20 protein-coding genes are annotated in these 23,925 nt (G+C 41.4%); 6 read left to right on the forward strand and 14 right to left on the reverse strand.

Annotation, left to right across the window (positions count from 1 at the left end):
- The first annotated feature begins 371 nt into the window (after positions 1 to 371).
- The 3 genes from phoB to ENH88_RS12740 all read left to right on the forward strand — a co-directional run bounded on the left by phoB (position 372) and on the right by ENH88_RS12740 (position 3,496).
- Complete coding sequence (phoB, locus tag ENH88_RS12730) at positions 372 to 1,061, forward strand: phosphate regulon transcriptional regulator PhoB (protein WP_145235364.1); 690 nt, start codon at positions 372 to 374, stop codon at positions 1,059 to 1,061.
- A gap of 45 nt (positions 1,062 to 1,106) precedes the next feature.
- Complete coding sequence (gene phoR / locus ENH88_RS12735) at positions 1,107 to 2,429, forward strand: phosphate regulon sensor histidine kinase PhoR (RefSeq protein WP_304182655.1); 1,323 nt, start codon at positions 1,107 to 1,109, stop codon at positions 2,427 to 2,429.
- 98 nt (positions 2,430 to 2,527) lie between these two features.
- On the forward strand, positions 2,528 to 3,496 hold the full coding sequence (locus ENH88_RS12740; protein WP_304182657.1) for a PstS family phosphate ABC transporter substrate-binding protein: 969 nt from the start codon (positions 2,528 to 2,530) through the stop codon (positions 3,494 to 3,496).
- Between the two features lie 102 nt (positions 3,497 to 3,598).
- On the opposite strand, the gene mdoH is transcribed toward ENH88_RS12740, so the two are convergent.
- The 10 genes from mdoH to sfsA all read right to left on the reverse strand — a co-directional run bounded on the left by mdoH (position 3,599) and on the right by sfsA (position 14,271).
- Positions 3,599 to 5,575: a glucans biosynthesis glucosyltransferase MdoH gene (mdoH, locus tag ENH88_RS12745; protein ID WP_304182658.1), complete on the reverse strand. Its 1,977-nt coding sequence runs from the start codon at positions 5,573 to 5,575 to the stop codon at positions 3,599 to 3,601.
- Positions 5,547 to 7,232: a glucan biosynthesis protein gene (locus ENH88_RS12750; protein ID WP_304182659.1), complete on the reverse strand. Its 1,686-nt coding sequence runs from the start codon at positions 7,230 to 7,232 to the stop codon at positions 5,547 to 5,549. The genes mdoH and ENH88_RS12750 overlap by 29 nt, the downstream gene beginning before the upstream one ends.
- Before the next feature lie 354 nt (positions 7,233 to 7,586).
- Positions 7,587 to 7,826 carry a hypothetical protein gene (locus ENH88_RS12755; RefSeq protein ID WP_304182661.1) on the reverse strand — a complete coding sequence of 80 codons (240 nt, stop codon included), beginning with the start codon at positions 7,824 to 7,826 and terminating at the stop codon, positions 7,587 to 7,589.
- Between the two features lie 18 nt (positions 7,827 to 7,844).
- Positions 7,845 to 8,696 carry a pantoate--beta-alanine ligase gene (gene panC / locus ENH88_RS12760; RefSeq protein WP_304182663.1) on the reverse strand — a complete coding sequence of 284 codons (852 nt, stop codon included), beginning with the start codon at positions 8,694 to 8,696 and terminating at the stop codon, positions 7,845 to 7,847.
- Positions 8,696 to 9,490: a 3-methyl-2-oxobutanoate hydroxymethyltransferase gene (gene panB / locus ENH88_RS12765; protein WP_304182664.1), complete on the reverse strand. Its 795-nt coding sequence runs from the start codon at positions 9,488 to 9,490 to the stop codon at positions 8,696 to 8,698. Before panB ends, panC begins: the two co-directional genes overlap by 1 nt.
- Before the next feature lie 31 nt (positions 9,491 to 9,521).
- Complete coding sequence (gene folK / locus ENH88_RS12770) at positions 9,522 to 10,007, reverse strand: 2-amino-4-hydroxy-6-hydroxymethyldihydropteridine diphosphokinase (protein ID WP_304182666.1); 486 nt, start codon at positions 10,005 to 10,007, stop codon at positions 9,522 to 9,524.
- A gap of 2 nt (positions 10,008 to 10,009) precedes the next feature.
- Positions 10,010 to 11,449: a polynucleotide adenylyltransferase PcnB gene (gene pcnB / locus ENH88_RS12775; protein WP_414704837.1), complete on the reverse strand. Its 1,440-nt coding sequence runs from the start codon at positions 11,447 to 11,449 to the stop codon at positions 10,010 to 10,012.
- A gap of 474 nt (positions 11,450 to 11,923) precedes the next feature.
- Positions 11,924 to 12,868 (reverse strand): tRNA glutamyl-Q(34) synthetase GluQRS, encoded by a 945-nt coding sequence (gene gluQRS, locus ENH88_RS12780; protein WP_304182668.1) that lies wholly within the window; start codon positions 12,866 to 12,868, stop codon positions 11,924 to 11,926.
- A 17-nt stretch (positions 12,869 to 12,885) separates the two neighbouring features.
- Complete coding sequence (gene dksA / locus ENH88_RS12785) at positions 12,886 to 13,329, reverse strand: RNA polymerase-binding protein DksA (RefSeq protein ID WP_304182669.1); 444 nt, start codon at positions 13,327 to 13,329, stop codon at positions 12,886 to 12,888.
- A 225-nt stretch (positions 13,330 to 13,554) separates the two neighbouring features.
- A complete protein-coding gene (gene sfsA / locus ENH88_RS12790; RefSeq protein WP_304182670.1) occupies positions 13,555 to 14,271 on the reverse strand; it encodes a DNA/RNA nuclease SfsA in 717 nt (238 codons plus the stop codon).
- An 80-nt stretch (positions 14,272 to 14,351) separates the two neighbouring features.
- Here sfsA and pepB point away from each other — a divergent pair, with 80 nt between their 5' ends.
- Positions 14,352 to 15,647 (forward strand): aminopeptidase PepB, encoded by a 1,296-nt coding sequence (gene pepB, locus ENH88_RS12795; protein WP_304182672.1) that lies wholly within the window; start codon positions 14,352 to 14,354, stop codon positions 15,645 to 15,647.
- 169 nt (positions 15,648 to 15,816) lie between these two features.
- Positions 15,817 to 16,383, forward strand: a complete 567-nt coding sequence (locus ENH88_RS12800; protein WP_304182673.1) for a phosphoribosyltransferase — start codon at positions 15,817 to 15,819, stop codon at positions 16,381 to 16,383.
- Between the two features lie 72 nt (positions 16,384 to 16,455).
- On the opposite strand, the gene ENH88_RS12805 is transcribed toward ENH88_RS12800, so the two are convergent.
- The 3 genes from ENH88_RS12805 to ENH88_RS12815 form a co-directional block, all read right to left on the reverse strand.
- A complete protein-coding gene (locus ENH88_RS12805) occupies positions 16,456 to 18,609 on the reverse strand; it encodes a YjbH domain-containing protein (RefSeq protein WP_304182674.1) in 2,154 nt (717 codons plus the stop codon).
- Between the two features lie 165 nt (positions 18,610 to 18,774).
- Positions 18,775 to 20,664: a hypothetical protein gene (locus ENH88_RS12810; RefSeq protein WP_304182675.1), complete on the reverse strand. Its 1,890-nt coding sequence runs from the start codon at positions 20,662 to 20,664 to the stop codon at positions 18,775 to 18,777.
- A gap of 356 nt (positions 20,665 to 21,020) precedes the next feature.
- On the reverse strand, positions 21,021 to 21,677 hold the full coding sequence (locus tag ENH88_RS12815; RefSeq protein WP_304182677.1) for a Crp/Fnr family transcriptional regulator: 657 nt from the start codon (positions 21,675 to 21,677) through the stop codon (positions 21,021 to 21,023).
- Between the two features lie 268 nt (positions 21,678 to 21,945).
- Here ENH88_RS12815 and ENH88_RS12820 point away from each other — a divergent pair, with 268 nt between their 5' ends.
- On the forward strand, positions 21,946 to 22,185 hold the full coding sequence (locus tag ENH88_RS12820; RefSeq protein WP_283711231.1) for a uroporphyrinogen decarboxylase: 240 nt from the start codon (positions 21,946 to 21,948) through the stop codon (positions 22,183 to 22,185).
- A 7-nt stretch (positions 22,186 to 22,192) separates the two neighbouring features.
- Here the strand turns inward: ENH88_RS12820 and ENH88_RS12825 are convergent, their stop codons facing one another.
- The gene (locus tag ENH88_RS12825) at positions 22,193 to 23,845 is read right to left on the reverse strand and encodes an amidohydrolase (RefSeq protein ID WP_304182679.1); all 1,653 of its coding nucleotides are present in this window, start codon (positions 23,843 to 23,845) and stop codon (positions 22,193 to 22,195) included.
- Positions 23,846 to 23,925 lie beyond the last annotated feature (80 nt).

The raw sequence follows: 23,925 nt of genomic DNA on the forward strand, positions 1-23,925 counted from the left end.
TGTTATGCCCACTCATATGCAAAGTTCGATCATTCAATCGTGACGATTTAAGCAGCGTAAACAGCTAAAAAGCGTTGTCATAATCACTGCTATAGGGCGCTAATTTTGCCGCCGCAGAGGGCATTTGACTGTTATTTATAAAAATATACGGTATCTGTGGTTAAAATTAATACTGAGTAAAATATTTTTAGTCATGAAAAAGTATTGATTTTAACCGTGGCAGGGGACTTATTTACAGTTATTTTGTTCCTGATATGGGTTAATTGGTGTTTTTTTTCCCGCATTTTGATTTACACGTTACACTTTCATAAAAATGTCATACTTAGTCATAATAATGAAAACTAGTTCGATAACGAAAGAGATAAATTGGAATGTCACGTAAAGTACTTGTCGTCGATGACGAAGCACCGATCAGAGAGATGCTGGTTTTTGTATTAGAGCAAAACGGTTTTCAAGCAATAGAAGCAGAAGATTATGATTCTGCCATTGCAGCAATGGTAGAACCTTACCCTGATATGGTGTTATTAGATTGGATGCTACCAGGGGGTAGTGGAATTCAAATCGCCAAAAAATTTAAGCAAAGTGAATACACTCGGCAAATTCCTATTATCATGCTGACGGCCCGCGGAGAAGAAGAAGATAAAGTTCGTGGTCTTGAGGTCGGTGCTGATGATTATGTTACTAAGCCATTTTCACCAAAAGAGTTAATGGCACGTATTAAAGCGGTTATTCGTCGCGTTTCGCCAACTTCACTTGAAGAAGCGATTGACGTACACGGTTTACGCCTTGATCCTATTTCACACCGTGTTACCTCTGAAGGTAGCGAGCTGGATATGGGGCCAACCGAATTTCGTTTACTGCATTTCTTTATGACCCATCCTGAGCGTGTTTATAGCCGTGAACAACTGCTAGATAATGTGTGGGGGACTAATGTCTATGTTGAAGATAGAACCGTAGACGTGCATATTCGTCGCTTACGCAAAGCGATAGCACCGCTTGGTCATGACCGCTTAGTACAAACTGTACGTGGTGCAGGTTATCGTTTTTCAAGTAAACTATAAAACATTCAGACCAAGGTCGGTTTTACTCTAAGGTAAAGTGAGTGTATGTATCGAGTTGTTAATAAGCAGGCGCTAGCAAAACGTCTGCTTATCTATTTCCTACCTTTATTATTAGTTGGCGTGCTGATTGGTGCGCCATTTCTGCTGTTATTTTTAGGTGCTTTTTCACTGCTTGTTTGGCATTACCATCAATTATATCGGCTCAGTGATTGGTTATTGAATCAGCGCAGTTTTAATCCACCGGAAGGCGAGGGCGCATGGGAACAGGTATTTGAAGGGATCTATCACTTACAACACCGTAACCGTAAAAAACGTAATGAATTAGCGGATCTGATCCGTCGTTTTCGTGATGGTGCCGAAGCGGTGCCTGATGCGGTAATTGTTCTACAACGTGATTTAAGCATTGTTTGGTGTAATCAATTAGCGTTAAAAGTGCTGGGGTTACAGTGGCCAGCGGATCATGGTCAACGGCTTGACAACCTTATTCGCAATCCTAAATTTGCGAAATACATGCAAACGGAATTGTTTGATGAAGCATTAGAACTGGAAAGTGGTCACAGTGTTGAGCAAGTTTTAGAGTTTCGGGTAATGCCATACGCCAGCTCACAATTAATGGTGGTAGTAAGGGATGTGACGCGCTTGAAGCAACTAGAACAAATGCGTAAAGACTTTGTTGCCAATGTCTCACATGAATTGCGCACACCATTGACGGTTGTAACTGGTTACTTAGAAATGTTTGATGGTGACATGATGCCGCCGCCTGCGATGTGGAATAAAGCCCAAGGTACTATGCTTGAGCAATGTAAACGCATGGATAGCTTAGTTAATCAGTTATTGTCGTTATCACGCATTGAAGGCGCTCGCCGTCAAGATAATGATAAGGCGGTCAACGTACCGCAATTACTCAGCTATATAAAAACTGAAGCGCAGTCTTTGAACCAAGATAAAGGCCATGAGTTAATATTTGATATAGATGCCGGGCTTGATATTAAAGGTTCGGAAGAAGAGCTACGTAGTGCGTTTTCCAATTTAGTATTTAATGCCATTCATTACACTAAAGCTGGCGGTAAAATTACCGTAAGCTGGCAGCTAAAAGATAAGCAAGCGCATTTTGCGGTAGTAGATAATGGCGATGGTATTGCTGCTGAGCATATTAATCGTTTAACAGAGCGTTTTTATCGGGTGGATAAAGCGCGTAGTCGTACAACAGGTGGTTCGGGACTTGGCTTGGCAATCACTAAGCATGTGTTAACGCGCCACGAAAGTAAGTTAAAAATAAGCAGTAAGTTAGGCGAAGGTTCAACGTTTTCATTTGCCTTTAATAGTGAAAAAACGGTGCTGCTAAATAATCTAGCTGAAAACGCTTAAAGTCATAAAACTGTCATTTTTGAGTAATCTAACTGTCATCTACTCTCTTTACAGTAGACCACAGTTAAGAAATGGACGAACCAAATCGGAGTAACCCAATGAAATTTAAAAACCTCGTAGCCGCAATGAGTGTGGCAGTAACAACATTTGTATCTGCACAAGCAATTGCTGTCGATGCAGGCATGCCTGAATATCAAAAAACCAGTGGTATTTCAGGTAACTTTTCATCTGTGGGCTCTGATACGTTAGCCAACATGATGACCTTTTGGGCGGAAGAATATAAGCGCATCTATCCAAATGTGAATATTCAAATTCAAGCCGCAGGTTCATCAACTGCGCCGCCAGCATTAACGGAAGGTACTTCTAACTTTGGCCCGATGAGCCGCAGAATGAAATCAAAAGAAATCGAAGCGTTTGAAAAGCGCTACGGTTATAAGCCAACAGAAGTACGCGTGGCTATCGATGCGCTGGCTGTATTTGTCCATAAAGATAACCCAATTGAAGGCCTGCGCATTGACCAAATCGATGCGATTTTCTCTTCAACTCGCAAATGTGGTGCAAGCGCTGATGTAACCCGTTGGAGCGATGTTGGTTTAACGGGTGATTGGGCAGCTAAAGATGTTCAGCTTTACGGACGTAACTCTGTATCGGGTACTTATGGTTACTTTAAAAGCAAAGCGCTATGTAAAGGCGATTTCCGTAACAACGTGAATGAGCAACCTGGTTCTGCTTCTGTGGTACAGTCTATTTCGTCATCAGTGAACGCGATTGGTTACTCAGGTATCGGTTATAAAACATCAGGTGTACGCACTGTGCCGCTAGCGAAAAAAGGCGACAACTTTGTTGATGCAACTCTTGAGAATGTAGCACAAGGTAAATACCCATTATCACGCTTTTTATATGTGTATGTGAATAAACACCCGAACAAACCGCTTGCACCTATTGAAGCTGAGTTCTTAAAAATGGTGTTATCACTAGATGGCCAAAAAATTGTAGAGAAAGATGGTTATGTGCCACTTTCAGGCAAGATGGCAATGAGCGAACTTAAGAAGCTAGGTCTGCTTTAAACTCAACGCCGACTATGAGTTAATAAAAAACCGCGCAACATAAGTTGCGCGGTTTTTTATCTGCAGGTGTTTGGTTTGGCTGTGTTACAAGTAAAACACGGCTTAGCTAAACAGCTTCTTTTTGATTTGCTGATGGGCATTTAAAACGCGTTTTCGTTTACTTAAACCTTGGCGTTTAAAACTTTGTATCGGCATTACGCTTGGTTGCTCTGGTGGCAATGCTGGGACTGTGAAATTAGCCAGCTCATCACTTGGTAAAGCAATTTCTTGCTCATGGACACGCAAAGCGGCAAGGGTGTCGTCATTATCAACTTCACTCGGGCAAATAAATATGCCCATTTTACGTAACCTAACGCCTAAGCCAATGCTGCTTGAGTAACGTACAATTGGCGCGGCCAAAATTAGCCCGACTAAAATAGGCGATAACCACCAAAAGAATACTGGTGTAAAATAGTAAGCAATCCCCCCCCATGCAACGGCTACTAAGGTTGAAAAGAGCGTGTAACCAATTGCTTCTCGCCACGGCACCATGCGACCTGAGCGAGGCTGGGCATCCCAGCTTACTTTTTTACCTAAAAATACACACACCACAAAGTAACTATGAAAAACCATCATCAGTGGGGCAATGATTATCGCAAATACGGTCTCAATAATTGAGCCAAAAATTAACTTGAATGAGCCACCAAACTGTTTATTACGATGGATCAATGTAACAATTATGCCCATTAATTTTGGTAATAGTAATAAAACAATAGTGACAAAAAGCAGTGAATTAATTAACTCTGTTTTAGCAATTTGCCAGGTCGGAAATAATTGATATGCCTGATTAAAATAAACATTACTATTTACGGCGCGGGTAACCGCATCGATGGTACTGAGCACCAGCATAGATAACCAAATTAATGATGAAATATATGCCGTTGCACCTAACAAAAAGTGCAGTTTACTGATCATTTTTAAACCCGATGCAGGTAATAAACCTAAATGCTGAATATTACCTTGCACCCAGCGTCTATCGCGGATGGCGTAGTCTAAAATATTACTCGGTACTTCTTCGTAGCTGCCTTGTATATCGCTGAGCAATAACACATCCCAACCAGCACGATGCAGTAGTGAGGCTTCGACAAAGTCATGGCTTAAAATTTCGCCGCCAAAGGGGGCATTACCTTTGAGCACTGGTAAGCCACAGCAATCAATAAAGGCTGCAACACGAATAATTGCATTATGGCCCCAGTAGTTAGCGTGGTTGGTTTGCCAAAAAGCCGAACCCGTTGCTAGCATTGGACTATAAAGTACTGATGCAAACTGTAGAAAACGACCAAAGAAGGTATCTTGCCTAACAGGGATCGGGATCGTTTGAATAAGTCCAGCTTGCGGATTGTTGATCATGCTGCTGGTGAGCTCAAGCATACATTGACCCGTCATGATGCTATCGGCATCAAGTACAATCATGTGCTCATAGTTACTGCCCCAACGCTCGCAAAAGTCAGTTAAGTTACCTACTTTACGGTGTTTGTTATCTTCGCGGCGGCGGTAAAAAGTTTGTTTGGCAAAGTCCCCTAGGCGCTCGCTCAAGGCATGCCACGCTTTTAGCTCATTGTTAGCTATTTCTTTATCTTGCGTATCACTTAATAAGTAGAAATCAAAATGCGCAAATTGCGCTGTTTTTATCAGCGAGCGTAAGCTCACTTCAAAACCTGCGATAACTCGCTGCGTATCTTCATTGTAGATAGGCATAACGACGGCAGTTCTGGTTTTACTCAATGCTTGCTCATCAATTTTGATGGCTTTTTGGCGCGTCAGTGTTAGCGGGTCAATTCTAAATAGTTGTAAAATAAAGCCCATACAGCCACTGCAAAATGCGGTCACAATCCAAGTAAAGGTAATTGAAAACAGCGCCAGTAATGCATACTCAAGTGGAGTCATACCATTTGAATTTAAAATATCAAACATGATCCACATACCGTAGGCTGAGATGGCTAACACTAACAGTGAAAATAACCATACGCGGGCCTTTTTGAAAGGCATTGCGGTGTTGCGCACCTTCTTGCTATTCGACGTCATTTGGATACCAGACATAACTCCATACCTCGCTTACTTCTTTGTCACGTAGTGTTAATGATAAGCGCATATCGACTGGCTTATCTCCCTCTGGCGCGATTTTAAACGCAACACGCCATCCTTGATTATTCGGTAATTGTTGTACTGTTTTATCGCTGACTTCACCTGAATTTAGAGTTAAATTAGCGAGCAATTTAATATTGGCCGATAAGTTATTAATTGTGTCACCGGTAAAATCGACCGTAAATTGACGATGGCTTTTTGGCGGTGGATTTTTTTCACCAGGCAAAGCCGCGCTGCCAATTCGAGTACGTAAAACATGGGCATTATTTTGACTCGCCAATACGGTGTTAAAGGTTGACATTTTATAGCCAAAGCTCAGTGTTTCACCTGCTTTTAGTGGTTGCTCTGGCACCCAGTAACTGACAATATTGTCATTAGTTTCCGTATCTGTTGGTATTTCAACCAATTCAATCCGGCCATTACCCCATTGCTCTAGTGGCTCAATCCAGAGGCTAGGGCGAGCATGGTAATGTGCTTCCGTATCAAGGTAGTTATTAAATTCACGATCACGCTGTGCTAGGCCAAAACCTTTTGGGTTATCATAACCAAATGAGGTTACGCTAAGCTGTTTTGGATTATTAAGTGCTCGCCAAATCCATTTATCATCTTGTGATTGCATTAATAAGCCATCAGAGTCATGCACTTCTGGTCGGTAATCATCAAAGAATTTAGTGCTATTTTCGCCGTGATAAAACATGCTGGTAAGTGGTGCAATACCGAGTTTTTTAATATCTTTACGGGCAAATATTTGCATCTGTGTTGTTATTTCAGTGTTAGTTGATGGGCTTATCTCAAATCGATATGCACCGGTCACAGATGGGCTGTCTAATAACGCATAGAGCACAATATTAGTGTCTTCTGCTGTTGGCTTCACCAGCCAAAACTCTTTAAACACTGGGAATTCTTCACCAGAACTAAGTGCAGTATCGACCGCTAGACCACGGGCTGAAATACCATACACTTGCTGCGGGCCAACCAAGCGAAAGTAAGAAGCACCTTGGAATACCGCGACCTCATCTTTGTACTCGTTATTATTAAGTGGAAAATGTAGTCGAAAACCAGCGTGACCTAATTGAGTGCTACCCAAAGCGGCGCTAATTTCCTGCTCAAGAGGAGCGGCAGTACCATCATAACGGTAGTAATCTGTTTTAAACGGCAGTTTTTGTACCTTGCCATCAGTACTCACTGTATTGATAGCGATAGGATTTTTATAAAGAAAACCAGGGTGAAATAATTGCACTTCATACAAGCTTTGATCTTTCCAGATGGCATGATCTTGACGAAAACGAATAGACCTATAATCTTGGTAGCTAATATTATTTAATGTATCTATAGCAATCTCAGGTGCAGCGATGTAGTCGTTTGCTGCTAACTGTTTCGCTCTTGCGGTGATCACCTCAAATAATCTTTCTGAAGGGATCGTAAGCAGCGTTGGTTTTTTTACGGATACAGGCGTCACTGTGTCTGGCTTTTTAGCCGGTACAGGTGTGTCTGGCTGTGTAATTGGCTCTTCTGCTGCACTTACATTACAAACACACAAAGCTAACAGTGCAGCTAGCACAGTATTTCTTTTAAATGATGGAGACAGAGCTGCTCGCGTTTTCGTTTCCATGAGGTTTCCTTTAGCCGTTACCTAGTTAATTTTAAATTTTGTGATAGTAGTTAGTCGCTTTTAATAAGTTACATTCACCTCAGCAAGCAATGAACATGAAATAAATACTTATATTTCAATGACTTTTTGTTTCAATTGTTATGTAGATGATGTATTTTCTTTGTATAAGCGGAAAATAATTACATGAGCTGTATGACTACTTCTTACTAATGTAAGTAGATGTTACTCGATGCAACCTTGCGCTAAGGTGAATGAGCAGGCAGTTACATAGATTTTGTTACAGGGTCAAGAAATTGCGATAAGCAGGAAGTGAACTTGCCAATTATTTGCACAATCGGCAAGTTAAGTGTTTAATTATTGAGCATTACCTAATGCTTCAGCATTGGCTTTACATTGGTTGTAAGCTTCAATACATTTGGTGCTACAGACTTTATGAACCATACCTTCACCCGTACTTTGTTGCTCACAGTTTACTTCACATTGATAGTTTTGCTGAGCACACTGCTGCATTTCTGGGTTTTCTATTTGAGCTTGGCATCCAGCTAGCACACCAACACAAAGCGCAATGCTTGATAATTTTAGTAATGAATTCATGTTTATCCCTAACTATTGTTATTTAATATCAACTTGCAGGTTATCTATAAGCCTAACAGGACCTAAAAAAGCCGCAGCCAATATCACTAGATGACTATCATTGAGTGTAGCTTTTTTTAAGGTATCGCGCTGAGCTATTTCAAAGTAATCCGGTTTGAGCCCTGCTTGTTGCAATCGTTGTTTAGCTTGTTGGCATATTTCAGCAAAATCTCGTTGTCCAGCGTTTAGTTGCTCGGCACTCCAATTTAGCGTTCTAAATAGCTCTGTGGCGGTTTCTTTTTGAATATCTGATAAGTAACCATTACGAGAGCTCATTGCTAAACCTGAGACTTCACGGCTGGTTGCAACGCCAATGATCTCAACAGGAATAGATAAGTCGTGAGCCATGGTTTTAATGACTTGTAATTGTTGAAAGTCTTTTTCACCAAAGCAGGCGTAATCGGGTTGCACTAAGTTAAATAATTTAGTTACCACAGTGGCTACACCGCGAAAATGACCCGGACGTGAGCCACCACAATAGCCCATTGAAATACCTGGCACGTCAACAAAGCTTTGTGCATCCAAACCGTTAGGGTAAATAGCTTCTACTGTCGGTGTAAATACAATATCAGTCTCTAGTTCAGCAAGCCCTTGTTTATCAGCAATAAGGGTGCGCGGGTAGTTATCCAAATCTTCGTTTATGCCAAACTGCATTGGGTTAACGAAAATGCTCACCACGACTTTATCGGCGATGTTTTTAGCTTTTTCAACTAAAGAGAAGTGCCCTTGATGCAAGTTACCCATGGTTGGCACTAAGGCTACGCTCAGCCCAGCTTGACGCCATGCTTTAATTTGGCTACGTAAGGATTTTATTTCAGTGATCGACTGCATTATTTAAACTCATGTTCCGTGCTTGGAAAAGCACCACTTTTAACGTCGTTACAATACTTTTTGACTGCATCTGGCATGTTGCCAGTTTCCAGTAAAAAGTTTTTAGAAAATTTAGGGATATAGCCCGCAGAAATACCTACTAAGTCATGCATAACGAGAATTTGGCCATCGGTTTGATTACCTGCACCAATACCAATGGTAGGAATATTAACCGCGTCAGTAATTAATTTGGCAAGCTCAGATGGAATACATTCAAGTACCAGCATTTGTGCGCCCGCAGCTGCCAGTGCTTTGGCATCGCTGATCATTTTTTGTGCTTGCTGTTCACTACGACCTTGAATTTTAAAACCACCAAAAACGTGTACCGATTGCGGTGTTAAGCCTAAATGCCCACACACCGGAATACCTTGCTGAGTCAGCGCAACAATTGAGTCATACAGCCATTCACCACCTTCAAGCTTGACCATGTTAGCGCCAGCGCGCATTAACTCAGCAGCGTTCTTACAGCTTTCTGCTGGGTTTGAATAGGTCATAAATGGCATATCAGCAATGACGAATAACTCTCGGCTGCCGGCGCGTACACTGCGTGTATGGTAGGCAATTTCTTGGTTAGTAACAGCCAGCGTATCATCACCACCTTGTAACACCATGCCTAATGAATCACCAACTAAAATGACATCAACGCCGTTATCGTGAAATAACTTAGCAAAGCTGGCATCATAAGCTGTTAAAGCAGTAATTTTTTGCTGTTCTGCTTTCATTTTATTGAGCGTAGAAACGGTTATTTTAGACATAGTATCCTCGTAGGCAACGGCCTGAAATTAATTACAGAGGTAATTGGTGTAATTCGTTTAATGCCAAGGTAGCGGTAACACTGTGCAGGGGTGTTCCATTTGGCAGCGTAATATCTGGGGCGATTTCAAGTAGCGGATAGACTACAAACTCGCGCTCGGTTAAGCCATAGTGAGGCACAATTAGGCGCTCACTGTGAATGACCCGATCGCCAAATAATAAAATATCAATATCTAGGGTGCGCGCCCCCCAGCGCTCGGCTTTACGTACTCTACCGTGCTGAAGTTCTATCTGTTGTGTTAAATCAAGCAGTTGCTCGGGTAATAAGGTGGTTTTAATTGCCGCGACAGCATTCACATAGTCAGGTTGATCTTGCGGGCCCATCGGCTTGCTGGCGTAATAGTGCGATACGCAAACAAATTCGCATTGGGCTAAAGTGTGTAAAGCCGCTACGGCGTTATCGAGTTGCTGACGTGGCGCGTTTAAATTAGCGCCTAAACCAAGATAGACTATTTCCATGTTTATTCAGCCGTTGGCTTTGGGCTACGGCGGCGAGTACGACGACGGCCTTTTGTTGCGCCTTGGCTACCTAACGCTTTCACCATGTCTTTTTGGCCATTGATGTCTTGTTTTAAATAGTCAGTCCACCAATTTACTAATTCCTGATGTTGCTTTTCACCGGCTTCTACGCGCAATAGTAAAAAGTCATAGGCAGCTTTAAAGCGTGGTTGCTGGGTAAGGCGATATGCACGTTGCCCTGAGCGTTTATCTAAACGATGCTGAATATGCCAGATATCGCGAGCGCCAAGGGTAAAGCGTTTTGGTACGGCAATATGCTGTGCGTTATCACTGAGTACTTTATTCATCCCTTGAGCAAACGCATCGTATTCAGAGAGTTGCTCTTGTTCTTGCAGTGCTTTAGTGATCTGCAATAATGGGAACCATAACAATGCAGCAAAAATAAATGCTGGGGTTACTTTTTTCTCGGCATTAATGCGTTCATCGGTATTGCGGAACATCTGTTGAATTAAAGCGAATTCTAAGCCATCAGGGTTGCTATCTAAAATAGTATCAAGGGCGGGGAATAATGATTTGAAAAGGCCATATTTTCGAAGCATTAAAAAGTTTGCTTCTGCTTTACCATTTAAAAACAGCTTCAGTGTTTCTTCAAATAAACGCGCTGCAGGTATGTTATCTAACAGGTTTGCTAATTCTTTTAATGGTTGCTCGGTTGCCGGTGCAATTGACATATCCAGCTTAGTGGCAAAACGAACCGCGCGTAGCATACGCACAGGATCTTCACGGTAGCGGGTTGCTGGATCACCGATCATTTCGATTTGTCGGGCCTTGATCGCTGCTAAGCCATTAGCATAATCGTGGATTGAAAAGTCATTAATAGAGTAATACAACGCATTGATTGAAAAATCACGGCGTTCGGCATCTTCTTCAATACTACCAAACACGTTATCGCGTAGTAGCTGGCCTTGATCACTCGATTGGCTGATTTGGTTTTTATCTTCAGGCGCTTCGTGATGACCGCGCATGGTGGCAACTTCGATAATTTCGCGACCAAACACAATATGCGCTAAGCGAAAGCGACGGCCAATTAAACGGCAATTACGAAATAGTTTTTTAACCTGATCAGGGGTGGCATTGGTGACCACGTCAAAATCTTTTGGTTGTTGACCTAACAAAATATCGCGAATACAACCACCAACGAGGTAGGCGTCAAAGCCACCGTCTTTAAGGCGATATAACACCTTGATTGCATTTGGGCTAAATTGTTTGCGAGAAATACCGTGCTCATTGCGTCCAACTATTAAAGGCTGCGCAGAGACTTGAGTATGTTCGGCTGTTGCAGAGGCGGTTGGGCCAATAATTTGCCGACAAAATTGAAAAAGCTTGGAAATAATAATCTGTCTCCTACAGAATTCGGTTATTTGATGGACGCCATCAAAAATCAAACCAAGTATAGCCTCACTTTGCTATTAACTGCACATGTGTTGCGTTTACTTGGTAATACCTATGGTATTAGAGTCTTGTTCATTCTAGTCAGTTAAACAGTCATTGCTAGGGTTAAAATTTTCTAGCACAACGATGCTGGAAATTATTATCCTGTTATTGGGCTACTTGACTGTTGCTATAATCGTGTACAACCTTAACGCAATTGGTATTATACCAATCGACTTAAATATTTAACCATTCTAGCGGGCTAAATAAAGCGCTAACTGCGTTAGTAATTTTTCATGTAGAACAACTACATGTTAAAATTTCTGCCTTGTTATCACTGTATTTTTCTGTCGCTATAAATAGTCAGTAACTTAACACGATTGGTATTAATTAAATGAATTGCACATTTAAGGTGGGCTATCATATACCAGCACAGCTTAAAAATTAAGTTGAAGGCCTTAAAATTCACCATATTTAGTGAATTTTTATTTGTTTATCTGGGTAAAGAGGGTTGCTTGGCTATTTAGCTTTTGTGAAATTTGAATTTCAGCTACTTTAGGCACGTTTTGCAGGCTGTAATTATCGATTGCCCAGCTCAGCATTTTTTCAATACTTAGCTCAACTAGTTCAGGCGATGGGGCCAAACCCAAAAATTCAAATGCACTGAGCAGAGCAGGTTTAGGGTTGTCTTTGGCAATCGCTGGGGCATAGTTTTGCTTTGATAATTTAAAGCCAGGTTTAGCAACCGCTAATGGTAAATGCGCATACTGGGGGGCTGTGTGATTTAACTGGTTAAATAAACTGAGTTGTCGAGCGGTCGGTTCAAGCAAGTCAGCGCCGCGGACAATATGAGTAATAGCTTGGTCAATATCATCTGCAACCACCACTAGTTGATAAGCAAATAAACCATCGCTACGCTTTATTAAGTAATCTTCGTGGGCTAAATCTTGGCCTATATGCACCTCACCTTGGATGAGATCGCGATATTGGCATATGGCATGTTGCTGGATTAATCGCAATGCGCTGTGGTGTTGCGAGTGGTTTAAATGACGACAATGGCCTTGGTAAATTCCGCCAAGCGCTTTGATTTGTTTGCGTGAGCAGTGGCAAGCATAAATAAGTTGCTGGTTATTTAGATTATTAATGGTATGCGCATACAAGTCATGGCGCTGGGTTTGATAGACAACGTCTTCATCCCAATATAAACCATAAGCTTCAAGGGTGGTTAGAATATCTTTGGCTGCGCCCTCAACAACACGTGTGGTGTCGATGTCTTCTATTCGGACTAACCAAGTACCTTGGTTGCTTTTCGCATCAAGGTAACTGCCCACAGCCGCCACAAGTGAACCAAAATGAAGTGGCCCAGAAGGTGACGGTGCAAAGCGACCGCGATAGTTGCGCACAGGCGCAGTAACGGCTGTGGTAGACATTGATTAATTACTGATAATTAACCACGTCCAGATTGTTTTTCTTTGATTTCCGCAAGTGTTTTACAGTCTACGCATAAATCTGCTGTAGGACGTGCTTCTAAACGGCGAATACCAATTTCAATCCCGCACGAGTCACAAAAACCAAAATCATCTTCTTTGATTAATTGAATCGTTTTTTCAATTTTTTTGATCAGTTTACGTTCGCGGTCACGAGTACGAAGTTCTAAAGAGAACTCTTCTTCTTGTGCTGCACGGTCAACTGGATCAGGGAAGTTAGCTGCTTCGTCTTGCATATGCGATTTAGTGCGATCAACTTCATTGCGTAAATCGTTGCGCCATGCTTCCAAAATAGTTTTAAAATGAGTGCGTTGTGCCTCATTCATATACTCTTCGCCCGGCTTTTCCTGGTACGGTTCTAATCCGGCCTGAGCCAATAACCCTAATTTTTTTTGGTCTGGCATAACTTTCTCCTAAATCCTTAATATAATGCCCAGCATGAGCCGGCGGCTATAAATAACAGAATCCTATGGCCTAGGCAAATTTATTTTCATTAATTAGTCTTACTTAAACCGCATCAATAAAATCAAAGAAGGTACAGCAAGTGATTTTTACACATCTCAAATTATAAATAAGTGCTTAAAAACTTGCCTAGTTATATGGGCGAAAAAATGAAAAGCAAGGCTGTTTTAATTAAAAAGCAGTTTTTCTGCTAGTGTAATTTCATCGGTCGAAATGTTGGCTTTATAAGCAAGTACTTCAACGCCTTTGGTAATTGCAGAATCAAGTAATAGCGCGTACTTTTCATCGATATGTTTTGCCGCACTGACTTGGCTGATCCCTTCATGTAATACAGCAAACAATAAAACCGCTCGGTGACCTTGTTCAACCATTTCGATTAATTCGCGAATATGCTTTTGGCCACGTAGAGTCTGCGCATCCGGAAAATAGCCTTGTCCGCTAAGCGGGCAGTCTTGGCTCAGTAAGGTGACTGACTTAACTTCAACATAGCAATTTGGTCGGTTAGGCCCGCTGAGTAAAAAATCAATCCGGCTATTTTCTTGGCCATATTTTACTTCGCTTTGTAGTTGCTCATAACCGCTTAATTGAGTAATTAAATTAGCGTGCAGGGCTTCTTCTACCAGTTTATTTGCCACCACCGTGTTGACACAAATTAACTGCCCAAATTGATTTCGCGTCAGCTCTAGGGAGTGGCGGTATTTACGCTTGAGATTATCACTGGTTGAATAAAATGCGGCAAAATCAGGCTCAGCGCAGCCCGTCATTTTACCTGTGTTGGCACAATGAGCCGTAAATTCAGAACCATCCGCTAAGCGTAAATCGGCTAAAAACCGTTTGTAGCGTTTAATTAACCGGGCTTGTTGTAATGGCGTAGCAAATTTCATTATTTAGTCTCATTCGGTTGGGAAGTTGTGTCAGCTATAGTAGACTCAGTGCTACTATTTAGTGCAAAGAGTATTCTAACATGTCTGAAAAATTTGTTGTTCAATTAAGCGAGCAGGGTGCTGCATCGCATTGGGGCGAAACCGCCACGTTATCTTTTAATGAGCACGGTGCAACCGTTCATTTAGCTGAGCAAGACACATTGGCGAATGTACAAAAAGCCGCGCGCAGTATCGCCAATCAAGGCGTTAAAAATGTCGTTCTCGCTGGTGATTGCTGGTGCACTGAAACGCAATGGGCATTTTATCAGGGGTTTGTATCACCTAAGTCATTACATGGTGTTGAATTTGCCGAAAATGCTAAAACAGATAGCCAAGAATTAGCCTCATTACTGCGCTCGGCTACCTGGGCACGTGAAATGATCAATGGCACGGCAGATGATATTTTCCCTGAAAGCTTGGCTGGTAAAGCCGCTGAATTTATTCAATCACTGGCTCCTGAGCATGTCAGTTACCAAATCATTAAAGGTGATGCGTTACTTGAGCAACAATGGATTGGTATTCATGCTGTTGGCCGTGGTAGTGAACGCCCGCCAGTATTATTAGCGCTTGATTACAACCCAACGGGTGATGACAATGCGCCAGTGGATGCAGCGCTTGTTGGTAAGGGGATTACTTTTGACTCTGGCGGTTATTCCATTAAAGCCAGTGAAGGCATGCTCGGCATGAAATGCGACATGGGTGGTGCTGCCACTGTTACTGCTGGGTTAGCGTTGGCTATTAGTCGTGGTATCAATAAACGCATAAAACTATTTTTATGTTGCGCTGAGAACCTTATTTCAGGCCACGCTTACAAATTGGGTGATATTCTTACCTATAAAAACGGCACGACCGTTGAGATTGTAAATACCGACGCAGAAGGGCGTTTAGTCCTTGCTGATGGCTTAATGGCTGCTGGCGAAACTGGCGCACCACTTATTATTGATGCGGCAACACTGACAGGTGCCGCGCTGGTTGCCGTTGGTCAAGAATACAATGCTTTATTTGGCCTTGATAAAGAATTTGTGCGCGAAGTCGAAGGTTTTGCAGGACAAGAAATGGAAGCTGCATGGCCACTACCGCTTGAAAAATGGCATCAACAAAATTGCCCATCACCGTATGCTGATACCGCAAATAGCCGCGCCCAAAAAGGTGGTGGTTATGGCGGCGCATCAAATGCTGCTGGTTTCTTATCGCGGTTTGTGCCAAATGATGGCAAAGGCTGGGTGCATATTGATTTAGCTGCGGCATTTAATATGGGCAGCACCAGCCAGTGGGCGGCTGGCGCAACAACGGTTGGTATGCGTACCGTTGCGCGTACTTTACTTGAAAAAGCATAACTTACAAATACTTAAAAAAGCGCCTCGATAGGCGCTTTTTTATTGTTTATTAATTACAAACTCAAACAAGCTTTTCTTATTTATTTACTGTAAAATCATGCCCCACTTTTGTCGTTCAAGGTTGCTTTAAATTACACTTGAATGATCTACTTACACTGGGGTTTCTATTATGTCTGATAAGACTTACATCACGGCGCAGCAACTGCTCGAAGATTCTTTTCGCGTTGCGGCACAAGTTTACCAAGATGGTTTTCGTCCTGATTTTATAATCGGTATTTGGCGTGGCGGCGCTCCAATTGGTATCGCAGTGCAAGAGTACTATGATTATAAAGGTATAGAAACAGACCATATAGCAGTGCGCACATCTTCATATTACGGCATCAATAAGCAAGCTAAAGAAATAAAAGTACATGGTTTGCATTATATTATCGAGAATGCCAATGCGGGTGATTCATTATTGATTGTTGATGATGTGTTTGACTCAGGACGTAGTATTTTTGCGCTTAAAGAGAAACTTTCAGAGCTGATGCGGTTAAACTTACCGCAAGATATTCGCGTTGCTTGCCCGTATTACAAACCAAAAAATTCAAAAGTAGATATGAAGCCAGATTACTATATTCATGAATCAGAAGAATGGCTGGTATTCCCACATGAGCTGTCGGGTTTAACACCTGATGAGATTATCGCCGGTAAAACAGATTTAGTGAAAATACACGATATTTTATTAGCAAAATAAATTTATTGAGAAAAAATAAAAAAGGCCTTAACTAGGCCTTTTTTGTTTATCAATAGCTAATTTAACACACTATTATTTATAAGTTTCAAACGCTTCTTTTAATCGTGCAAGGTGAGCATAGACATAACTGCTCGACATACGATCTTGGTTTAGGAAAGTATTATCGAGGTCGATAGACGATTTGAGTATTGTCGCACTACCAAAATCAAGCGCATTTTTTGATTCACCAATACGCGTACTTACGCCGTGAGTCCAGCTCTTGGCTCCTTTGACTTGCCAATTACCTGCATTCATATCTTTACGTGATGTTAGTGGGATAGTAAACGAAATGCCCACTTTTTCTATGTTGGTATCACTGTATGATAATGCAATATTGGCATCACCAAACCAGAACTTAGTTTCTACTAAGTAGCCACTGTCGTCATTCCAAAATTGCCCACCAGTTACATGAAATGAAACGTCTTTTTCAGCCCATAAATAGCGATATGAAAAAACAGAATAGTCACGTTGATCGACGTTATAATCTTTATAATCAAACACACCAAACTTAGCTTTTAACTTATGGCGACCAGCAGGGCTTTGCCACACGGTTTCATTGGTGATCCCCATAAAATCAAAATAGTCTTGGAATAAACCAATTTGCGTTTGGTTATAGATATTAAACGGCAACGCAAAGGTTTGATAGACAATCGCGCGCTTGATGCCAGTCTCTTGGCGGGCATTGGTGAATGCTTTGCCTTCTTCAAAATGATCTGTGTTAGCAACATTAACTTGGCCGGTAATATTGACGCCAGCACCTTGCCAAAGCGGCATGTGTAAATCGGCTTGTAATGCTAATGAATAATCGTATACACCAAGTTCTGTGGCATAAGTTGATGCTAAAGAAGGGGTAAATGATAGTCGTGGTACAAAGTAAGGGCTGGTGTTTGGGGCATTATCCGCCCAATTTACTACTTGCGTACTTTCATCACTAAATTGCGTGCTGATCATTAAATCTGGAGTAATATTTTCATCAATAAAGCGGCGATAATTATTCAAATTCCCATTTACTTGTAGTAACGGGATATCTTGTTTTGATAAGCGAACTATAAATTCATTATTACCATCAGAGAAACTCTCGGTAATGCGGCCTAATACCAGCCCTAATGCATCAATTTCATTACGATTAAATACCGAGTTCTCAAATTCAACAATGATTTGATTATTCTGAGTTATACCAACGCGGATATTTTCAAAACCATCATTGATTAAGCTGCTTTTAAGGGTATGGATTTGCTGAATATTATTTTGCTTTGTTGGAACAGGTTGAGTTTGCTGAGCTGCTAAAGCATTTACAGGTATCGCTTGCGGCGGTTTAGTGATTGGCTCAATAGCTGGACTTGTCGACGGAGTAACCGTAGCTCTCGCTTGTTGATTTTTATTCTCAGATAACTTAACTGTTGTTAACGGTTGCGGTGCGGGTTGTGGCTTTTCGTAGTTAGCTTGTGCTTCATCGCTGAGTGGCATGCTGATATTGATACCCCAATAGGTATCATCGTCAGCTAACTCAGTATTAGAATAAAAGCGACTATTAAATGATACTGTCGCAATATCGTAAAGCCATTCTTTTGGTACCGTAATACGAGCACCTACATTAAATGCTTCTGCATCGTGTTCAGCGAGTACAGCAAGCCAAGTGAACGGTTGATATTCAATACCGGCAAACACGCCGTCAAGTTGGCCTGTAAGCGTGTCTGATGCGCCAATACCGGCACTAAAGCGAAAATCCCACCATTGCTTAGAGGCAACAGCATAAAACGCTTCATAGTTATTGGCAGCCCCTCCAACATCTTTTGCACCAACAGCAACATTAAACCAATCTTTCGGTATAAACGGAATCTGGTACTTTGCGTTAAATGATAAATCACGGATTTGACCTTTGCTGTCATAACTAAATAAATTGTCATGCATCGACGATGAAGTAATTCGGCCAGTAACCTCTAAGCCATCAAAAAGTCCTGCAGAAAAAGTGAAGTTATGACCATCCGTGTACTTGCCTTTAATTTCTAGTTGATTGCTGTAGCCTATATCAACGGTACCTTTATCCATCACCTCCGCAGAAGGTGTATGAAAAAGTCCGGTAAAGCCGTTATACGCAATGCCGTGAGTCATTGTCTCATCGGCAAGTAATGGTGAGCTTACAGTAAGAGCGCAAACCGTTGCTAAAGTTGTTTTTTTATTTATCACGTTGTTAACCAAAATAGATTAAAGTTAGGCTTTAAATCCTTAAAGCCAGTCAGTAGTTTTACTGTAGCAAGAAATACTGAAAACAAGAAGTAACTATAATATCTAACCTATAAAAAAGCCGCGCAATTGCGCGGCTTTTAGAGTTTATTTAGTCGTTGTTACTAATTAGCTGCCGCCAGTAGTACCAGTGCCAGTTACTGGTACGGTTTCAACTTCACACGTTACTGGAATATCAAACGTTGCTGCAGTTGCATTTGCTGCTACGTTAGTTGATATCCAATTACCAGTGTTGTAATCATAGTAGTTCGCTGTATAAGACGCACCTTGCTCTAACTTAACAGAGAAAGTTCCTGTTGAGTATATTGATTGTAGGTAAGAATTATTTTTGAACAATGCTACAATAGCTGGAGTAGGCACAGGAGCAGTGTTTACATCAAAGTCTGCTGTGTTGCTACATACTAATTGTGTTTTTATTTGCTTAGTTACAATTGTTGGTGGAGCAATTGTAAGAGTTAGATCTTTATCTTGTAAATCACAGATATTGCTTACAGATAGTGCAGATGGAGCGCCATCAGTGTTAGTTGATAAGCCATCTAATACGTTTTCACCATCACGTAATACTTTCATTTTTACAGGGAAACCAGGAGGGTTATAAATTGTTGCTGACGAATAATCACCAGTATAACTTGTCAGAACACGTCTATAACCATTGATTTCAAGAACAAGTTTAGTTTCTGCAATATTAGCAGAATCTGTATTATCCAGGATGTTGAATTTTACACTTGAACATTTATTGTTGTTGAAGTAATCAAGGTTCCAGTAAGATAAGTGATTTACATCAACAGATACATCAAATGTTGACGCATTACCGCTATCAGTTACTTCCCCGTAGCTTTCGAATCCCCATTTACCAACTTCTTCATCGTAGCTCCAAACTGGGAAAATATCACCAGCGGCAATTTTACGAGCTACAGGAGCTGCAACTGTACATACGCCATTTTTAAAGCCATTTGCTTCAGCGTAGGCTGCGATATCAGCTGTACCAGCTGGTAAAGTTACAGGACAAGGGTTCGATGTTTTCTTATCTACCTGCATAGCAACAGTAATAGAGTTACCTTCACCAAATGACTTAACTTTCTTACCCGCATCGTCAACTAACTCAATAGCAACAAAGCCACCAGAAGTGAATGAACCTTCAACTTGCTCAGTACTGTTAGGATCAGATGCTACAGATAGAGCTAGACCACCAGGAAATGCATCTAACGATGATGAAGTGGCAGCAGCTGATTCAGCTTCTTCATCATTACGTGTTGCTTCATTCGCAAAGTAGGCAACTGTCATTTTTGGAACGGTCGCTAATGCTGTACCATCTTTATCTAGGAATTGCGTGCCATTTTTAATTTTAACTGTTGAGCCACCAACTGCAACACCCGCTTTGTTGATTGTTTGTGGTAGAGCGATTTCTGTTTTATCGCCAGAAACTGATAAACCAGAAGTTGGATCATACGATACAGTCGTATTCTCTCCTTCAGGTACAAGTTCTTCTAGCGCTTTGGTATCAGCAACAATTGCAACATCAGAATCCGCTAGAGTGCGAGGTGTTAAGCGAATCTCTTGTGCAACTACGTTATCTGTAGTTGACAGCGTTAATGTACCTGAGTTATTTAAAAATCCATCAGCAGAAATAACATAGTCATAGCTGATACCATCAGTAGGGATTGAGCCTACTGTAAAAGCAAATGAACTTGCAGTTGTTGACTTGTCTGCATCAGTTAAAGCATTACCCGCAGCAGTTAAAAGGCCGTCTTCAGATGAAGTGAAGCTAATCATAGCTGTTACCGTGTCAGCTAAAGGTGCACCATTAATATCTACGATATTAACCGTTACCGAGCCAGCTTGAACTTCAGTAGCTGTAGGAGGTACAGCAACGTCTTGCGTTGGAACAGGTGGCGCAACGTAATCATTATTATCGTTGTCGCTAAAACAAGCACTTAAGCTTGCAGTTAGACCAAGTGCAAGAGCTAGCTTGGTGAGCTTGAATTTATTATTTCCCATAATCGTTACCTTTCTTTCCTTTCTCTTTAAAGTAAACAGACTTAATTGCAGTTCTATAAATGTACCGAAGCACGCACCAGATCAGGCTTGCACCTATAATACAATAATTAGTTAATCAAGGATAAGCGCACATTATATATACGTCAAGTGAACATTATATATACTTTCATTAATTAAATAAGAAAATTGTTACCGGCGTAATGTAAAAAATCTCTTAGTTAATTTTTGCTGAGTTAGCGCGGCCTTGTTGTCGGGTTACTATGCTAAAGTAGTAGGCTGCGGTTGTAAATGTAAATAGTTGCATTTTAGGCAGTTAAACGTTGTTCTTTTCGGCTGAATTTTACTGTGAGTCAACGTCATAGCTGTGAAAAACTGTCTACGTAATCACTCAATTTATCCAAATCTACCGCTTTTAGTCCATCGTTTGAGCGCGCGACTAAACCTTTTTCTACTAATTCGGAGACTACGCGGCGATAAGCGCGTTCGGTGGTTGCAAAACGTTCGGCTTCGGCATTGACGGTCGGATATGCTCGTAGCAGTGTTGGGTTGTTATTTTCTGCACGTAATAAGCAGTCTTTAGCAATATTGTAACCTAATGGTAGTAGCAGCTTGTCTAAGTTGATTTTTTGGTTTTCTTGAAACTTAGCGGCAATCGTTTGTGCCGTGTATAAACTGAGTTCTGGTTTTTCAAGTAACAAGGCGCGCCAGTGTTTCAGCTCTATTAAGTTATAGCTAACATCACTAAAGCAGGTAACTGTATAAATACAAGGATTGTTGTTTAGCGCTTCAATCTCACCAATCAGGGTGTTGTTGCAATCAAGCTGACCCAACAGCAAGCGGCGGCCATTACCTACATCATAACTAAACGATATAGTACCGCTTCTGACCAATACTAATTTACTAAGAGGTTGATCTTGGTGGATCAGTACTTCTTTTTTTGATTGTTGATAACGACTGCCAGCAAACGTAAGTAGCTGCTCGACCAGGTAACTAGAAAAATGATATTGAAACATCAACAATGCCCTTCGGACAATTGTCCTATTTATTACATCTTAATGACGTTAGCATTAAGATTCTAAGAATTTACGCTAACTTACTAGTTTAGTTAACGAGATTAATTAAGCTTAATACCTGATATCCCGTGTAATGATTATTAAAGTGTGCTTTTAGCAGCTTTGGGTTTTTAGTAAGTTAGCCTTTTTATACTGTTGCTATATTGTGGAATATCTTTGTTTAAACTACAACATTTGCAATGCTAACCTAAAGTATCGGAGAGAACAAATGAGTTGGGAATATTTGGGCTATTTTGCCTCTGCTTTACTCATTGCCTCTCTAACCATGAGTGATGTAAGCAAACTTCGCTGGTTTAACCTTGCCGGGTGTATTGCTTTCACTGCATACGGTATCGCGATTGCCGCATGGCCTGTGGCCATTACCAACGGCTTACTAACGTTTGTTAATATTTACCATTTAATAAAACTTAATCGCCAATCACAAAATTCGCAACTACCAACCGATTAAGCTGTTATTACTCTGATACTTCTTGCTCTTTTTGGTAGCGTAATTCGCCGCCAATCCATGTTTGATTGACGACAATGGTAAAAATTTCTTGTACTGGCACTTTAAAATAGTCTTTGTCGATTAAAATAAAGTCAGCCCATTTGCCTTGCTCTAAACTACCTAATTTAAACTCTTGATGTGCGGCATAAGCAGCACCTAACGTGAATGCTCTGAGTGCATCTTCTCTGCTCAGTGCTTCAGTGACTCGCCAGCCATCTGCTGGTAATTGCTTGTGATCTTGGCGAGTAATTGCTGAATACAAACCGTCAAAGGGGTTGGCCAGTTCAACCGGGTAATCAGAACCTGCAGCCACCACAGAGCCTTGTTTTAAAAAAGTCTGCCATGCATAGGCGCCTTGTAACTGTGTATCGGTAAGGCGCTGCTCTGCCATGTGCATATCAGAAGTAGCATGCACGGGCTGCATTGATGGAATTATCTTAAGTGTTTTGAAACGAGGAATATCAGCAGGGGCAACTATTTGTGCATGCTCTATGCGATTACGTAATAAAATACCGCCGGTTTTTTTAAACACATTTTGATAGGCATCCAAGACAATATGATTTGCCTTATCACCTATGGCATGGGTATTTGCGCTAAAACCATGACTAAAGCTTAGCGTGAAAAGTTGCTCTAATTTTTGCTGTGTTTCTAACATTAAGCCTTGGTGATTTTTTCTATCGGCGTAATCATCAAGTAATGCAGCGCCGCGACTACCTAAGGCGCCATCAGCATATATTTTTACACTGCGGATAGACATAAAGTCATTTAGATCTTTATAGCGACCAGCTCTGAGCATGCTTTCAAGCGCAGGATCGGTTGCACTGAGCATTGCCACAATACGCAGTGGTAGTGTGCCTTGCTCTGCTCTTTGTTTATAAATTTGCCATGTTTGTTTATCAATACCGGCATCGTGGGTTGAGGTTATCCCTAGGCTCACTAAGTGTTGGCCAGCCTGAGTTAATGCGTTACTTACGTCTTGATCTGATGGAGCCGGAATATGTGCCGTGATCAAGCTTTCAGCTTTATCGATAAAAATACCGCTTAGTTTACCCGCGGGTGTGCGAATAATTTCTCCCCCCTCAGGGGCTTGTGTTGCAGCCGTTAGGTTAGCAAGCTCCATGGCTTTACTGTTGACCCAAATAGCGTGACTATCGACTCGAGAAAGCACCACAGGAATATCTTTAACAATTTTATCTAAATCAGTAGCGGTGGGGAACTGTTTATCAGGCCATAATTCTTGGTTCCAGCCGCGGCCAATAATCCAGCCACTTTTATCCTTGGCGAATACCTCAAGCTGCTGTTGTATTTGTGAAATCGATGCACTGCCACGCAAATCCAGCTGTGTTAAATTATTACCCAGTCCAATGACATGACCATGGGCGTCTATTAAGCCTGGTAGCAGGGTTTGCTGCTCGGCATCGAAAGCTTGAGCATTGGGAAAGCTTGCTGCTAGTTTCTCGTCACCTAGTTTAACGACTTTGCCATCCTTAATCACCAATGTAGAAAACTGTTGTAACTGACCGCTGTAAGTAGGAGTGTAGCCGTTGGCGTTATAGATCACTGTGGTATCAGCGATAGCAGGTAAAGATAAAGAGAGTATGCAGGCAAGGAAGCATTTCATTATTAATATTCTTTTAAGTGCTTTTGTTAGCTAAACAGTAACAGAGAATGGTGAGTCTGCAAATTAAATCTGATAATTTA

Source organism: Pseudoalteromonas prydzensis (genome assembly GCF_011050055.1).
GTDB classification, from domain to species: domain Bacteria; phylum Pseudomonadota; class Gammaproteobacteria; order Enterobacterales; family Alteromonadaceae; genus Pseudoalteromonas; species Pseudoalteromonas prydzensis_A.